Origin of the sequence: Hartmannibacter diazotrophicus (genome assembly GCF_900231165.1) — a bacterium.
GTDB classification, from domain to species: Bacteria; Pseudomonadota; Alphaproteobacteria; order Rhizobiales; family Pleomorphomonadaceae; genus Hartmannibacter; species Hartmannibacter diazotrophicus.
This window is the reverse complement of sequence record NZ_LT960614.1, coordinates 1414261-1429491: the sequence shown is the minus strand read 5'-3', so window position 1 is coordinate 1429491 and position 15231 is coordinate 1414261. Positions and strand designations below refer to the sequence as shown.

17 protein-coding genes are annotated in these 15231 nt (G+C 63.4%); 7 read left to right on the top strand and 10 right to left on the bottom strand.

Annotated features, from left to right (window positions below; translation table 11 throughout):
* Positions 1-201: 201 nt before the first annotated feature.
* From mnhG to HDIA_RS06575, 7 genes are read right to left on the bottom strand one after another with little or no spacing between them, the layout of a single operon-like run.
* On the bottom strand, positions 202-537 hold the full coding sequence (mnhG, locus tag HDIA_RS06605) for a monovalent cation/H(+) antiporter subunit G (RefSeq protein ID WP_099558748.1): 336 nt from the start codon (positions 535-537) through the stop codon (positions 202-204).
* 2 nt (positions 538-539) lie between these two features.
* Positions 540-896: a cation:proton antiporter gene (locus tag HDIA_RS06600; RefSeq protein ID WP_099555443.1), complete on the bottom strand. Its 357-nt coding sequence runs from the start codon at positions 894-896 to the stop codon at positions 540-542.
* The gene (locus tag HDIA_RS06595; RefSeq protein WP_099555442.1) at positions 893-1369 is read right to left on the bottom strand and encodes a Na+/H+ antiporter subunit E; all 477 of its coding nucleotides are present in this window, start codon (positions 1367-1369) and stop codon (positions 893-895) included. The genes HDIA_RS06600 and HDIA_RS06595 overlap by 4 nt, the downstream gene beginning before the upstream one ends.
* A gap of 3 nt (positions 1370-1372) precedes the next feature.
* Entirely contained in the window at positions 1373-2968 is a 1596-nt protein-coding gene (locus HDIA_RS06590) for a Na+/H+ antiporter subunit D (protein ID WP_099555441.1), read from the bottom strand.
* Between the two features lie 5 nt (positions 2969-2973).
* Positions 2974-3351 (bottom strand): Na+/H+ antiporter subunit C, encoded by a 378-nt coding sequence (locus HDIA_RS06585; protein WP_099555440.1) that lies wholly within the window; start codon positions 3349-3351, stop codon positions 2974-2976.
* A 10-nt stretch (positions 3352-3361) separates the two neighbouring features.
* Positions 3362-3781, bottom strand: a complete 420-nt coding sequence (locus tag HDIA_RS06580) for a Na+/H+ antiporter subunit B (protein ID WP_099555439.1) — start codon at positions 3779-3781, stop codon at positions 3362-3364.
* Entirely contained in the window at positions 3778-6153 is a 2376-nt protein-coding gene (locus tag HDIA_RS06575) for a putative monovalent cation/H+ antiporter subunit A (RefSeq protein WP_099555438.1), read from the bottom strand. Before HDIA_RS06575 ends, HDIA_RS06580 begins: the two co-directional genes overlap by 4 nt.
* Between HDIA_RS06575 and HDIA_RS25205 the strand changes: the two genes are divergently transcribed.
* The gene (locus HDIA_RS25205; protein ID WP_157775388.1) at positions 6136-6360 is read left to right on the top strand and encodes a hypothetical protein; all 225 of its coding nucleotides are present in this window, start codon (positions 6136-6138) and stop codon (positions 6358-6360) included. The two genes, HDIA_RS06575 and HDIA_RS25205, sit on opposite strands and share 18 nt — an antisense overlap.
* A 41-nt stretch (positions 6361-6401) precedes the next feature.
* On the opposite strand, the gene HDIA_RS06570 is transcribed toward HDIA_RS25205, so the two are convergent.
* The gene (locus HDIA_RS06570; protein ID WP_245884187.1) at positions 6402-7109 is read right to left on the bottom strand and encodes a GNAT family N-acetyltransferase; all 708 of its coding nucleotides are present in this window, start codon (positions 7107-7109) and stop codon (positions 6402-6404) included.
* A gap of 171 nt (positions 7110-7280) precedes the next feature.
* On the opposite strand from HDIA_RS06570, the gene msrB reads away from it, so the two are divergent.
* Positions 7281-7703 (top strand): peptide-methionine (R)-S-oxide reductase MsrB, encoded by a 423-nt coding sequence (gene msrB / locus HDIA_RS06565; RefSeq protein WP_099555437.1) that lies wholly within the window; start codon positions 7281-7283, stop codon positions 7701-7703.
* Between the two features lie 68 nt (positions 7704-7771).
* Positions 7772-9856, top strand: a complete 2085-nt coding sequence (locus HDIA_RS06560) for a S9 family peptidase (RefSeq protein WP_099555436.1) — start codon at positions 7772-7774, stop codon at positions 9854-9856.
* Positions 9857-9922: 66 nt separating this feature from the next.
* On the opposite strand, the gene HDIA_RS06555 is transcribed toward HDIA_RS06560, so the two are convergent.
* Positions 9923-10924 (bottom strand): coiled-coil domain-containing protein, encoded by a 1002-nt coding sequence (locus HDIA_RS06555; protein WP_099555435.1) that lies wholly within the window; start codon positions 10922-10924, stop codon positions 9923-9925.
* Between the two features lie 403 nt (positions 10925-11327).
* Here HDIA_RS06555 and HDIA_RS06550 point away from each other — a divergent pair, with 403 nt between their 5' ends.
* Together HDIA_RS06550 and HDIA_RS06545 are read left to right on the top strand one after the other, a co-directional pair.
* Positions 11328-11924 (top strand): superoxide dismutase, encoded by a 597-nt coding sequence (locus HDIA_RS06550; RefSeq protein WP_099555434.1) that lies wholly within the window; start codon positions 11328-11330, stop codon positions 11922-11924.
* Between the two features lie 305 nt (positions 11925-12229).
* Entirely contained in the window at positions 12230-12925 is a 696-nt protein-coding gene (locus HDIA_RS06545; protein WP_099555433.1) for a response regulator, read from the top strand.
* A 123-nt stretch (positions 12926-13048) separates the two neighbouring features.
* On the opposite strand, the gene HDIA_RS06540 is transcribed toward HDIA_RS06545, so the two are convergent.
* Positions 13049-13903: a branched-chain amino acid aminotransferase gene (locus HDIA_RS06540; protein ID WP_099555432.1), complete on the bottom strand. Its 855-nt coding sequence runs from the start codon at positions 13901-13903 to the stop codon at positions 13049-13051.
* 377 nt (positions 13904-14280) lie between these two features.
* On the opposite strand from HDIA_RS06540, the gene HDIA_RS06535 reads away from it, so the two are divergent.
* Both HDIA_RS06535 and HDIA_RS06530 read left to right on the top strand, forming a co-directional pair.
* Positions 14281-14436 (top strand): DUF3096 domain-containing protein, encoded by a 156-nt coding sequence (locus HDIA_RS06535; protein WP_099555431.1) that lies wholly within the window; start codon positions 14281-14283, stop codon positions 14434-14436.
* Between the two features lie 148 nt (positions 14437-14584).
* Positions 14585-15229: a haloacid dehalogenase type II gene (locus tag HDIA_RS06530; RefSeq protein WP_342748113.1), complete on the top strand. Its 645-nt coding sequence runs from the start codon at positions 14585-14587 to the stop codon at positions 15227-15229.
* Positions 15230-15231 lie beyond the last annotated feature (2 nt).

Below are 15231 nucleotides of genomic sequence, written 5' to 3'. Positions count from 1 at the left end.
TGAGTCAATTATGCATGATTGCTTCAAACGCACATGATTGACAGCACAATCCTTATGGATAACAATTTGTTTTGCTGAGTCAATTTTATGTATGAATAATATCAATCTGGAATTTGCATGCAAATTCCGCATATCAGGCATTCAGCGGAACGCCATTTGACTCCCGAAAAGCGCCGATCAACTCGCAGAGCGGCGTGATTCTCAGGGAAACTCCCGCCTGTATTCATCAATCTTCGTCGACGGATCGGGCTTGTAGCCCGCAATATAAGCCGCACGCGCCAGAAGATGAGCCGAAACGGGCGCCGTCAATAACAGAAAAGTGACGGCGGCGATGGCGCGGATCGCAACGCTCAGGTCCCCGGCATAGAAGGCGACGGCCAGTAGAATGAAGCCCGAGCCGAGTGTTCCGGCCTTACTGGCCGCATGCATGCGGGTATAGAGGTCCGGAAAGCGCAGGAGCCCCAGGGCACCCAGCATCGCAAAGAGCCCGCCGGCCAGCAGCAGCAACCCGGCAACGATATCGAGAAGATCGGTCATCATCACGTCTGCTCCGTCTTGCCCGCTGTCCGCGGTGCTTGTGCCTTTACGGCGGCATCGCCCATCTGCCCCCGCCGAATGACGAAGCGCGCGAAGGCCACCGTCGCAAGGAACCCGACGAGGCCGAGCGCAATCGCAATGTCGAGATAGAGATAGATCCCCGACAGGATTCCCATGGCCGCGATGAAGCCCATCGCGATGCCGACAAGAAGATCGAGGCCGATGATGCGGTCAGGCAGCGTCGGGCCGCGCATGATGCGCACGACGACCATGAGAAAGGCTAGCGACAGCATGCCGAGCGTCAGGGTCAGGGACAGGCTCAGGAAGCCGTCCGCGAGATGGGAGATGGTCTCGCTCATTGGAACGCCTCGATGATCTTGGCCTCGAAGCCGCTGCGAATATCGGCGACGACCGCATCGGGGTCCGGAACATCGATACAGTGGACGTAGATGAACCGCCGATCCTCGGACACATCGACCGAAAGCGTTCCGGGCGTCAGGGTGATGAGGTTGGCGAGCAGCGTGATCTCGAAATCGCGGGTGACCGTCAGCGGAAAGGCGATGAAGCCGGGATTGAGCTTCATGTCCGGCTTGATGACGACGCGCATGACGCGGATGCCCGAAAGGACCAGTTCCCAGAAGAAGAGCAGCACCAGTTCCACGATTTTCCGGCCGCGGCTGAAGTATCTCACGGTTCCGACCGGGTGCCGCACCAGCGACAGGGCCAGCAGTCCCAGCAGAAAGCCGAAAATGATGTTCGGCAGCGTATAGGAATTGGTGATGGCGGCCCAAAGCAGCGCGAAGAGCAGGTTGACCAGATAGAGGGCGTTCATGGACTAGCCTCCCGCCGCGCCGTAGACGGCGCCGATATAGGTGGAGGGATCGATCAAGCCGAACGCCGCAACCGAACTCAGGACATGCAGCGGCGCGGGGAAAACGCCGATCAGGATCGCCGCCAGCGTCAGGACCACGAGCGGCACCATCAGGGTGATCCGGGTCGATGGCGTGCCCAGAGCGACCGGTGCGAAGGCCGTCGTTCCGTCGGCCGTGCCCTCGGGACCGCCGCGCAGGAAGGCGAAGATCCAGACCCGGCCGACGGCGAGCGTCGTCAGGAACCCGCCAAAGAGGATGGCGGCGGCAAGCCAGCCATGCCCGGCAGAGATCGCGGCGTCGACGAGCATCAGCTTCGGCCAGAAGCCAGAGAAGGGCGGCAGGCCCGCGACGGCGAGGGCCAGGACGAGGAAGATGCCCGCGAGCAGCGGGTCGGCGCCATAGAGGCCGCCGAGCTTGCGCAGGTCGAAGCTTCCGCCGGTCCGCCGCGCCATGATCCCGGCCGCGAGATAGAGCGCCGTCATCACGATCATCGAATGAACTGCGTAAAAGATCGCGCCAGCCACCGCATCGGTGTTCGGGATGGCGATCGCGACCAGCATCGCGCCGATGCCCGAGACGATGATGTAGCCGAGTTGACGGCGCAGGTCGGAATGCGCCAGCGCGCCGAAGGCGCCGACGAGAATGGTCAGCCCCGCGACCCAGGCGGCGACGTCGGTGTACATGGCCGCCTGAACGGGAAGCATCAGGATCAGCGTGCGCAGCAACGCGTAGACGCCCACCTTCGTCAGCAGGCCGGAAAAGAGCGCCGACACGACGACGCGCGGCGTGTGGTAGGAGGCCGGCAGCCAGAAATTGACCGGAAAGGCCGCCGCCTTCATGCCGAAGGCGAAAAAATAAAGCGCGGCGATCGGCACCAGTGGCGACGTCGATGGCAAGGTCGGCGTGATGCGGGCGATGTCGGCCATGTTCAGCGTGCCGAGCGTCCCGTAGAGCAGGCCGGTCGCAACGAGGAAGAGCGTCGTCGCCATCAGGTTGAGCAGCGCGTATTTCACCGCGCCGTCGATCTGCGGTTTTTCCGAGCCCATCACGATCAGGCCGAAGGACGAGATCAGCAGAACCTCGAACCAGACGTAGAGGTTGAAGATGTCGCCGGTCAGGAAGGCGCCCGAGACGCCGGCCATCAGGAGAAGCAGGAACGGATAGGCGCCATAGCGCCGTTCCAGGGGATTGAATTCGGCGCGCATGGTGATGGCCCCGGCCAGCGCGACGAAGGCGGCCGTGGTCGCGAAGGTGATGCCCATCGCGTCGACCTCAAAGGCGATGCCGAAGGGCGCCAGCCATTTGCCCATCACCATCACGATCGGTCCGTCGACGAAGACCTTGAGGAGCAGCGCGATGTCGGTGGCGAGCAACAGGCTCAGCGCCACGATGGCAATCACGGGCTGAAGCGCGACGCGCCGGCGCAGCATCAGCGCGATGGCTGCGGACGAGAGGCAGAGCACGACCGGCACGACGACCAGCCAGTCGGACAGAGGCGGAGGCGAGGTGACGGTCGCAAGCGCGAGATCGACGGTCGGTCCGTGGGCGGTTGTCGCCATTTGGTTCAATATCCCTGCGGCGGCAACGCGTCGTCGATCGGTTCTGCGACGCGCATGTTGTCCGTGTCGTCCGTCCCGAGTTCCTGATAGGCGCGGAAGGCAAGCACGAGAAGGAAGGCGAAGAAGGAGAAGGAGATGACGATGGCCGTCAGGATGAGCGCCTGGGGCAAGGCGTTGGCTGTTGGCCCGGTCAGCACGTCCGAATCCTCGGGGATGATGGGCGGCACGACGCGCATCAGCCGGCCGCTCGTGAAGAGCAGCAGGTTGACCGCGTTGCCGAGGATGGCGACGCCGAGCAGGATGCGGATGAGCTGCTTCGACATCATGAGATAGAGGCTGACGGCAAAGAAGATCGCGACAAGCGCGGCAAAGGCGGCTTCCATGAGTCTCTCCTTACAGCTTGTCCTGCTCTTCAAGACACAGGGCGATCGACGTGATCGCACCGGTGACGACCAGATAGACGCCCGTGTCGAAGAGCATGGGGGTGGAGAGCGCGACCTCCGAACCGAAAATCACCGGGAAAACCCACTGGCTGGTCATGAACGGATCGTCGGCGAAAACCGAGATCAGGCCACTGACCGTAGCGAGTACGAGGCCGGCGCCCGCGATCGTCATCGGATGGAAATAGATCGCGACGCGCACGGTCGCGACACCATTGGAGAGGCCGTAGATCGCAAAGGCCGAGGCCGCGACCAGGCCGCCGATGAAGCCGCCGCCCGGATCGTTGTGACCACGCAACAGGATGAAGACCGAGAACAGCAGCATCAGCGCCGTCAGGTAGGGGGCGATCGTCTTGAAGATGACCGATTTCATTTCGGTTCTCCCGTCCTGGCGAACTTCGAGGTGTCGATCTCTTCCGGGCCCGCGGCGACCCGGGCCCGGCGGCTGATCCGCACCAGGGCGAGGATGGCGAGGCCGGTCGTCATCACCACGGAAATCTCGCCCAGCGTATCAAGGCCGCGGAAGTCGACGATGATCACGTTCACGATGTTGCGGCCGTGGGCGATGGTGCGGCTGTAGGCGTTGAAGAAGTCGGTCAGCTTGCTGTCGAAGGGCACTTGCGTGACGGCAAGAAGCAACAGTCCCAAGCCCGCGCCACCGGCAATCGCGATGGTGCCGTCGCTGACGCGCTGGCGCCAGGGACGGTGGTCCTGCTCGGCGACGTTGAGACGCGTCATGACGAGGGCGAGGATCACCACCGACAGGGTCTCGACCATGAATTGCGTGAAGGACAGATCCGGCGCGCCGAAGAGCATGAAGAGCACCGCGACCGAAAAGCCCTGAATGCCCAGGGAGACGATCGCGATCAGGCGAGTGCGCGCGTTGATGACTGAAATGAGGCCGAGCACCGCGATGAGGACCATCGTCCATTCGTAGAACTTGAGATCCAGCGGCACGAAGATGTCCGGCAGGCTGCCGAAGACGATCATCGGCACCAGGACGACGAGCGCCGTCAGCGCCATGGTCGCGGTCAGGTAGGCCTCGAGCCGGCCGGACTGTAGCTTGTGGGTGAGCGCGGCGGAAAACCGGACGAGGCCGGAAACGACCTGGTCGAAGCCCCGGTCCGGCCCCCAGCCGATGCCGGTGAGCGTTCCGGCGACGATGCCGCGCAGGGTGTCGATCGAACGATAGACGAGAATGCCGAGACCGACGGTGATCAGCGACAGCAGCAGCGGCCAACCGATGTGCTGCGGGATCAGGTGCAACTCGACATGAGCGGCCTCACCGCGGACGGCGTCCGTCATCGGGCCGATGAGCCATTCGGCGGAATAGTGGGCGAAGAGCGCCGCCAGCAGCCCGACGGTCCCGAGAGCCACCGGCCCCAGCCACAATGTGATCGGCCCCTCATGGGCGTGCTTGGGCGTGTGAACCTCCGGCCCGAGGAACGGCTTCAGAGCCACGGCGAAACCGAGGGCGAACATCATGCCATTGCCGAGGACGGCGACGATGACCCAGAGCCAGTTGACTTCGAAGACGCCCTCGTAGAGCACTTCCTTGGCAATGAAGCCGATCATCGGCGGCAGGCCGGCCATGGAGACGGCCGCAACCAGCGCGGCGCCGAAGGTGATCGGCATCGCCTTCCTGAGACCGCCGAGCTTGGTGATGTCGCGCGTGCCTGCTTCATGGTCGACGCAGCCGGCGACCATGAAGAGCGCGCCCTTGAAGAGCGCGTGGGCGAAGAGATAGAGGACCGCGCCCTCGATCGCGATCTCGTTGCTGGTGCCCGTCAGCATGACGAGGAGACCGAGCGAAGCGACGGTCGTATAGGCCAGCATCAGCTTCAGATCGGTCTGGCGCAGGCCGAGGATCGTACCGACGAGAAGCGTCGTGCCGCCGAAGATCGGCAGCACCGTCATCCAGAGTTCCGTGTCGCCCATGACCGGCTGCAGGCGCATCAGCAGATAGACGCCCGCCTTCACCATGGTCGCCGAATGGAGGTAGGCGGAGACCGGTGTCGGCGCCTCCATGGCGTTGGGCAGCCAGAAATGCAGCGGGAACTGGGCCGACTTGGTGAAGGCCGCACCGAGGACCGTCAGGAAGATCGGCAGATAAAGGGCGGACGAGCGCAGGACATCCGGATCGGTCAGGATCTCGGACATCTCCTTGGTGCCGGCTTCCGAACCGATCATGACGACGGCGGCCATCAGGGAAAGCCCTCCTGCCCCCGTCACCAGCAGCGCCTGCAGTGCGGCGCGGCGCGAAGCGGCGCGGGTGTGGTCGAAGCCGATCAGCAGGAAGGAGGTGATCGAGGTCAGTTCCCAGTAGATGAAGAGCGCGATGAGGTTATCGGCGAGGACGACGCCCAGCATGGCTCCCATGAACATGAGGATGAAGGAATAGAAGCGCCCCTGCTGCGGGTGCCCCTTCAGGTAGCCCCCCGAATAGAGCACGATGAAGGTGCCGATCCCCGAAATGAGCAGGGCGAAGAGCAGGCTGAGCCCGTCGACCATGTAGGAGAGCTGGAACCCGTAGGCAGGCAGCCACGGCACGCCGACGACGACGCGCTCGCCGGCCGAGACGGTGCCGATCAGCCCGCAGAAGCCGACAAAGATCGAAAGCGGCACGAGCGCCAGCACCCATGCGGCCAGAGATCCGAGAAGCTTGTGCAGGAGCGGGGCGATGGCGGCGGCTAGAAAGGGCGCGGCGGCGGCTAGAAAAATCCAGTGATGGGCGTCGCTCGTCATCAACTCGCTCGTTCGAATGACCGTCAGGGCGGCGTTCTTGGCTCAACAGGTCCGGAGGGTGAAGGCTGCACCCATGCGATCAGCAACCGGGAGGAAGGATATCCGGCGGCTTTTTCACGGCAAATCCTTGCCGGTCAATTGTTAAAAATCTTGCCAGCGTTCGCCAAATCGTTGTCCCCCCGTGGCAAAATGCACATGTCTTTGTGAAATAGGGCTTCCGATCCGGATTTACCATGGCTGCCTGCGGCTCAGCCGCGACGCAACCGCTTCAGCGACTGGATCTGACGACCGTCGGCATCGAAATTCTCCGGGGCGAGCCATGCCTCGAAGGCTGCCTTCAGCCGTGGCCATTCGCGATCGAGGATCGAATACCAGGCGGTGTCCCGATTGCGGCCTTTGTACATCGTTGCCTGACGGAACGTGCCTTCATAGCTGAAGCCCAGGCGGTCCGCCGCCTTGCGCGAGGCCGCATTGAGATCGTCGCATTTCCATTCGTAGCGCCGGTAGCCGAGCTCGTCGAAGACACGGGCCATCATCAGATACATGGCTTCCGTCGAATGCGGCGTGCACTGCAGACGCGGAGAAAAGCTCAGGAAGCCCACCTCGATCACGCCGACACTCGGGTCGATCCTCAGGTAGCTGGCGATGCCCACCGCATCGCCGCTCGCCTTGTCGACGATGGCGTGAAACATCGGATCGGCGCTCGTCTCGGCCGTGGCAAGCCATGCGTCGAAGCCATCCCGTTCGGGAAAGGGTCCGACGGTCATATAGGTCCAGTTGCGACCGCTGCGGTCGAGAGCGAAGGCGTCGAACAAGGAGGGCCCGTGCGCGGCAGCGTTCAATCGCTCGATCCGCACGAGGCGTCCTTCCATCGGCGTCCCGGGCGGCCGTTCGGCGGGCTTCCAGTCCGGCAGGGCCTCTCCGACCGGCAGTCCGAATTCATTGGCCATCGTCATGAGCCTCTCGCTCCGTCACGTCCTGAACGCCTCCCAGCCGATACCCGGCGCAGCTGAATTTCGCGTGAACCGCGTTGCCCTGTCCCCGGTGCACGCCTAAATCAGACATGAAAAGATGTGCCATACAAGGCGGCAGTGCCTTGCTGGCGACAGAAGGAAGGAAAAGAAACCATGACGGCACCGGTCGACCACAAGATTGAGAGAACCGATGACGAGTGGCGCCGAATCCTGACCGACGAGCAATTCCGCGTCACGCGCAAGCACGGCACCGAGCGCGCCTTCACCGGTCCGTACTGGGATAGCAAGGCGGCCGGGCTCTACCGCTGCGTCTGCTGCGGAAATCCGCTCTTTGCCTCTGAAACCAAATACGATTCGGGAACGGGGTGGCCGAGCTTCTTCTCCCCCGTCTCGGCGGATGCCGTCGAGGAACATTCCGACCGGTCGTTCTTCATGCGCCGCACGGAAGTGCGCTGCTCGACCTGCGATGCCCATCTCGGCCACGTCTTCAACGACGGGCCGGCGCCGACGGGTCTGCGCTACTGCATGAACGGCCACGCCTTGAAACTCGACACCGGCGGGACTAGTGAGGGCTGAAATTCCGCATGCGGCCTGATCCTCACGCCGCATGCCCCTCCCTCGAAGCTCGACCGGACACTCTCAAAATGAAAACAAAGTCCCGAGGACCGCTTGCGGAAAAGCGCCCGCTGACCCGCGTCATTCACGGCACGGACGTTCGCGACGACTACGGCTGGCTGCGCTCGGCGCATTGGCAGGAGGTCTTTCGCGACCAGTCGGTCCTCGAGCCGGACATCCGGGCGCACCTGGAGGCGGAGAACGCCCACACCGACGCGTTTCTCGCCGACACCAAGGCGCTTCAGGACCAGCTCGTCAAGGAGATGCGCGGGCGGATCAAGGAAGACGACAGTTCCGTCCCGGCGCCGGATGGCCCCTTTGCCTATGCCTCACGGTATGAGGAAGGCGCGCAGCATCCGAAATTCGTGCGCACCGCACGCGAGGGCGGAGCGGAAGAGATCCTGATCGATGCCGATGCGCTCGCCAAGGGCAAGGCCTATTTCCGCCTTGCCGGGGCCTCGCACAGCCCAGACCACACGCTGCTCGCCTGGGCCTTCGACGACAAGGGATCGGAATACTACACCCTGAAGTTCCGCGACATCGCGTCTGGCGCCGATCTTGCCGACGAGATCGGCTCGACGTCAGGCGGCGGCGCCTGGTCGAGCGATGCCAAGGACGTCTTCTACGCTGTTCTCAACGAGAACCACCGGACCGAAAAGATCTTCCTCCATCGCCTCGGCTCACCGGCCTCCGACGACACGCTCGTCTACAAGGAGAATGACGCGGCGTTCTTCCTCGGTGTCGGCAAGACCCAGTCGGGCCGTTTCATCGTCATCGACAGCCACGATCACGAAACGTCGGAAGTGCGCGTCATTCCCGCCGACGATCCGACCGCCGAGCCCCGGCTCGTCGCGCCCCGGGAGACCGGCGTTGAATACAATGTCGACGATGACGGCGGCGACCTCTTCTATGTCCTGACCAACGCGGATGCGCCCGACTTCAAGATCGTGGCTGCGCCGGTCGCCTCGCCCGGCCGGGAGAACTGGACCGCCGTGGTGCCGCACAAGCCGGGCCGGCTCATTCTCGGCATGACCGTCTATCGCGGTCGCATGGTGCGGCTGGAGCGCGAGAACGGCCTGCCGCGGATCGTCATCCGCGATCTGGCGTCGGGCGCCGAACACGCCATCGACTTCGACGAGGAGGCCTATTCGCTCGGTCTCATGGGCAGCTTCGAGTTCGACACCGATATCCTGCGCTTTTCCTATTCGTCGCCGACGACGCCGTCGCGCGTCTACGACTACAACATGGCGACCGGAGAGCGGACCTTGCGCAAGGAGCAGGAGGTCCCGTCCGGCCATAACCCGGACGACTACGTGACGCGCCGGCTTCATGTGCCGGCCGCCGACGGCGAGTTGATCCCCCTCACCCTGCTCTACGCCAATGACACGCCGCTCGACGGCAGCGCGCCCGTCCTGCTTTACGGCTACGGTGCCTATGGCATCGCCATGTCGGCGTCCTTCTCGACGACCTCGCTGTCGCTCGTCGATCGGGGATTCATCCATGCCACCGCGCATATCCGCGGCGGCAACGACAAGGGCGACTACTGGTACCGGACCGCGCGCAAGGCCGGAAAGACAAAGACCTTCACCGACTTCATCGCCTGCGGCGACTATCTGGTCGAGGAGGGCTTCACCCGGCGCGGCAATATCGTCGCCATGGGCGGATCGGCCGGCGGCATGCTCATGGGAGCGGTCGCCAACATGGCACCGACGCTCTTCGGCGGCATCATCGCGGTCGTGCCCTTCGTCGACGTGCTCAACACGATGATGGATGACACCCTGCCGCTGACGCCGCCCGAATGGCCGGAATGGGGCAACCCGATCGAGAGCCAGGAGGCTTTCGAGATCATCCTGTCCTATTCGCCCTACGAGAATGTCTCAGCCAAGCCCTACCCGCCGATCCTCGCCGTCGCCGGTCTCACCGATCCGCGCGTGACCTATTGGGAACCGGCCAAATGGGTGGCGCGCCTGCGCGAACTCTCGACCAGCGACAACCCCGTCCTGCTTCAGGTCGACATGGATTCCGGGCACGGCGGCGCTTCGGGGCGCTTCGATGCGCTCAAGGAATATGCGCTGCGCTATGCCTTCGCCCTGAAGGTGACCGGCAAGGCGTAAGACCCAAGAAAAAGCCCCGCACGGCAGTCCGCGCGGGGCTTTCGATGGAGAGAACGGCGCGAGGCCTTACTGCATCGGAACGGAGCTTTCCAATCCGGCCACGCTCTCGTCCAGCATCTTGCGCAGGCCGAGGATCTGTCCCTTGGCCGTCGCCATCGCGCCTTCGATCGACTTCAACTGACCGGACTTTTCGTCCGCCAGCGCGGAAAGTTCCTGCGAGCGGCTTTCGAGGTCGCCGATCTGGCCATTCAGTTTGCCGAGCTGGCCCTGACGCACGTCGAGCGCGGCCAGTGTCGGGACGAGCTGGTTGTTGGTGCGCACGAGCTTGCGCTCGGCATCCACTTGCGCGTCCTCGGTCGATGCGAGCTGTTCCTCGGCGGCAGCCAGCGTCTTGGTCGCCTTCGCTGCTGCCGACGCCGCCTCGCGGGCCCTGGTCTCGGCGGTGGTCTTCTGCTCGGTTGCCTTTGTCACCTGATCGGCGCGGGCATTGCTGGCGGCCGACAGCGAAACCAGCAGGCTCCTCTGGCGCACCACGTCCCGCTCGAGCCCCTTCGTCTCAGCCACGGCATCGGAGCGACGCAGCTTCCAGCTTTCGATCTCGGCGACGATTTCGGAGGCCGCATTCACCTTCGCGGTCAGGTCGGCCAGTTGCGTCTCGCGCGCGCCGACAGCGGCCGTCTTCGCCACCAGGTCATTGTGCAGCCGCACGACCTTGCGCTGCAGATCCGGCAGTTCGGCCTGCAGCATCTCGATCGAGGCGCGGGCCGCCTGTTCGTCCGCGACCGCCTTGGCCGTCGACGACTGGGCCGCCTCAAGCTTGCCGATTGCGTCCGTCAGTTCCTTCTGGCGCACCCCGACGGCCGCCGCCTGGGAGACAAGCCGGTTGTGGGTGGCGGTCGTCTCCCGCTGCAGGCCGGCGAGACGGGCACGCATTTCCTCCTCGGTCCCGACGCTTTGCTGCAGCGTTGCGACCCGCGCCTCGAGCTCGTTCTGGCTGCCGTTCTGGTAGATCACGATCCCCCAGCCAACGAGGGCAACGGTCGCCACGACTCCGACAACGATGGCCACGCTCGATTTCAGGCCTGAAGTGGTTTGTGCAGATGATTCATTGCCGCCAGTCATGGCTTTCCCCTCGCAATCGAATTGTTGTCCAAAATGGTCGACAGACATGAACTATAGGTGAATGTCCCGCCCATGAGGAGTGGGCTTTTCCGGCGAAAACCGCCGTTTTTTTGGGCGACTGCCCGGCGCGGCCGCAACCTTCGAAACAGGCCTCGTCCGATGCTGCCACAGCATTGAGAAGCCTTCGAAGTCCTGTTATCGTCCGCCCGTCCAATCACGACGTTGCAGTCGCCCCACCTCGATCGCACGCATGTTTCCTGCCTCGCCCGGGAACTGTCGGCGTCTCCGACCATTCACTTCCCGAGGAGTGGCTCGCAATCCACCCCCAAGATCACAAAGGAGGCTCAAGATGGCTTTTGAATTGCCCGCACTTCCCTATGCCTATGACGCGCTCGGCCCCTACATGTCGGCCGAGACCCTGGAGTACCATCACGACAAGCACCATCAGGCCTATGTGACCAACGGCAACAAGCTGCTGGAGGGCTCGGGCCTTGAAGGCAAGAGCCTGGAAGAGGTCGTGAAGGAGAGCTACGGCAAGAACGCCGGCCTCTTCAACAATGCCGGCCAGCATTACAACCACATCCACTTCTGGAAGTGGATGAAGCCGAACGGCGGCGGCGCCATTCCGGGCGAACTGGAAAAGGCCATCATCTCCGACCTCGGCTCGGTTGAGAAGTTCCGCGAGGACTTCCTTGCCGCCGGCGCCGGACAGTTCGGTTCGGGCTGGTGCTGGCTCGCCGTGAAGGACGGCAAGCTCACCGTCATGAAGACGCCGAACGGCGAGAATCCGCTGGTCCACGGCGCGACGCCGCTGCTCGGCTGCGATGTCTGGGAGCACTCCTACTACATCGACTACCGCAACGCCCGCCCGAAGTACCTGGAGGCTTTCTTCGACCATCTGGTCAACTGGGAGTATGTCGCCGAGCTCTTCGGCGCGGCGAAGTAAGCCTTCCGGGCTGCTTGTTTCGAGATGGCGCGCGCCGCACCGGCGCGCGCCATTTCTTTTTGCGCGCCGCGGCGGGAACACACCACGTTCGAGCGCACGCGCCTGAACCAAAAGGTTGTGCTTCAGGTCCCACGACGCAGACCGCCGTGAAGAGCAGTCGCGCAAATTGGCATGACCGCATGCCGGCCCTGGACACGCAAAACGCGCAATCGATTGGAAAACGGAGACAATTATCCCCGACGGCCTCACCTCTTGTTAAGGCGATCGGCTCATAGTGTGCGACAAAGCGGAAGCGGGGTCTTATCGTGGCGGCCAGCACGACTGTCGAATTCAAGCAGATCGTCCTCCTGGACGACAACCGGAATTTCTCCAGCCTGATGCGTTCCGTGCTGTCGGAATTCGGCTACCGCGACATCGTCGACTTCGAGAACCCGAAGCTCGCCATGGACTTCATGAAGACAACCTTCGTGGACGTCCTCTTCCTCGATCTCGTGATGCCCGGAGCGAGCGGCTTCCAGATCGCCAACAAGCTCCGCCACGATCCGTCCATCATGAACCGCATGATGCCGATCATCATGGTGACGGGCCATGCCGACCTCAACAACATCCGCAAGGCCATCAACTACGGTGTCGACGAGGTGCTGGTGAAGCCGATCAGCCCGCGCGCGCTCCACCAGCGGCTGACCGGCGTGCTGGAAAATCCGCGCACCTATATCAAGACCAAGTCCGGTTACTACGGACCCGACCGGCGCCGCCGCAACGATCCGAATTTCCGTGGCCCCGATCGTCGCCAGGTCGATCACTTCGAGATCTGCACCAAGTCGGGGTTCATTCCGATCGAGCAGTTCCGCGCCGAGCAGCAGAAGACGACGCCAGTGGCTCAGGCACCCGCCCCCACACCGGCGGAGGCGCCAAGGGTTGCCGCCAGAAAGCCTGCTCCTCCCGCCGTGCGCGAAGTCCAGCCGCAAAAAGACGCCAACGTCATCGAGATCGACTGCTGAAGCAGGGCGCGCCGTTTCCACCGGCCACAGGCTCTGCTCCACTGCCGTTGTGATTGTCCGGCGACGGGCGATCGCGCCTTCGGCCTCCCGCCCCGCCCTGCAGCAACAGTCCTGCCGCGATCCTCAGCCGTGGGCGAACTCCCAATAGAGTTCGCGCGCCTTGGCCATCACGGGACCCGGCTGGAAATCACGGTCGTCAATCTGCGTCACCGGCACGACCTTCGAGTAGTTGCCGGTCGAAAAGACCTCGTCCGCCTCCAGAAAATCATTCGGCCGCAACCGCGTCTCGTGCACCTCATATCCGGCCTTGCGCAGCAACGAGATAGTACGAGCGCGGGTGATACCCGCCAGGAACGAGCCGTTCGGCGACGGCGTCGCAACCTTGCCGTCCTTGACGAGAAAGATGTTCGAGGTCGCCGTCTCGGCCACATTGCCCAGCATGTCGCACATGATGGCGTTGTCGAAACCGCGCGACTTTGCTTCCGTCAGCGCCCGGCCGGAATTGGGATAGAGGCATCCGGCCTTGGCGTTGGTCGGCGCGACTTCCAGCGACGGACGCCGGAAGGAGGAGAAAGTTGCCGTGAAGCCGGTCACGGGTGGCATCGGGGCGTCGTAGATGCACAGGCAGAAGCGCGTGGATTCCGGCAGCGGCGGCACGCCCATGAAGCCACCGGCCTCCGCCCAGTACATCGGGCGGATATAGAGCGCGGCATCGGCATCGAACTTGGCAATGCCGTCCTTCGCCAGTTCCATCATCTCGCCGACGCGAACCGCCGGCTCAAGAAACATCGCCCTTGCGCTGTCGTTGATGCGCTCGAAATGCAGTTCCAGGTCGGGCGTGACACCCTCGAAGGCGCGCGCCCCGTCGAAGACGCTGGAGGCCATCCACGAGGCATGAGTCCGTGGCCCCATGATCATCACGTTGCCCTCGTGCCAGGCACCGTCGAGCCAGGTCCAGGTCTTGCTGTCTTCGGCCATTGTTCGGAACTTTCCTCGAAATAAGACATCGACAATCCCGAGGAGACATAGACCATCCGGTCAAGCGGAGGAAACCGGTTTCGGCAAATTCTTTGACCCAAACTGGAGCCTTGCCGCCGCACATCGGGGCGCAGCCGCGACACGAAACCGCGCAGGCCCCATTCAGCGACTTCGTTGGATTTGACGTCTGTACTGTCAGCCAAGGCGGGAGCAGACTTGCGGCGTGTCGAACGATTCTGGCCAACAGGCGTTCATATGCTGGTTGGAGGGTCAGAGCCTCCCTCGTCAATCAGGCGACCCTCTTGCAGCACCTCATTCCAATCGCCTGAGGGCTGTGCGCCGGCCCGTCCTGTCCATCTCACCCAAGGAATATCCCCATGGTTGCCGTCTCCATCGCGCCCCTCATTGCCCTCATCGCCGGCATCATCATTCTGATCGCGCCGCGTTTCCTGAACTATATCGTCGCCATCTATCTGATCCTGATCGGCCTCATGGGCCTCTTCCCGGGCGCGATGCATCAGTTCATGCGATAGAGCGTCGAGCGGCCATGTGCATTCAACGGACCGCCTTTGACGCCGCGTTGCGCTCTAGAAAGCGTGATTGGCGGTCCCGAGCGGACTCGTCCATGGTGCGGCCCGATCGTCACGAGCGCATGGGGCGGAGCTTATGAGACGCATTTTCGTGTTTGATGCCTATGGAACGCTCTTCGATGTGCATGGCGCCGTGCGTCGCCATGAGGCGGCCGTCGGCCCCGATGCGGCGAAACTCTCCGACATCTGGCGCACGAAACAGCTCGAATATGCCTTCGTGCGCTCGCTCTCCGGCCGCTATCGTGACTTCGAAGCCTTGACGGCCGAGGCCCTCGACACCGCCTTCGCGATGGTGCCGAGCGCCGATCGTTCGCTTCGCGAGGCGCTTCTCGACGCCTACCGGACGCTCGCCCCCTATCCCGATGCGAGGCCGCTACTGGAGCATCTCAAGGCGGGCGGTCACTCGCTCGCCATCCTGTCGAACGGATCGCCGGGCATGCTCGCGGATGCCGTCGGCGCAGCCGGCTTCGAGCCCTTGTTCGACTGCGTTCTGTCGGTCGACACGATCCATCGCTACAAGCCTGATCCTGCCGTCTACGAGATGGTGACGAAGCATTTCGGGGTCGGACGACCGGAAATCTCGTTCCAGTCGTCCAACCGCTGGGACATCGCGGGCGCGTCGCGCTTCGGATTCCGCACCAACTGGATCAACCGCTCCGGCGCGCCCGACGAATATCCGGACCTGAAGCCCGACGCCGTGCTCACGTCCCTCGCCGACCTGATGCCCGGCAAGTAAGC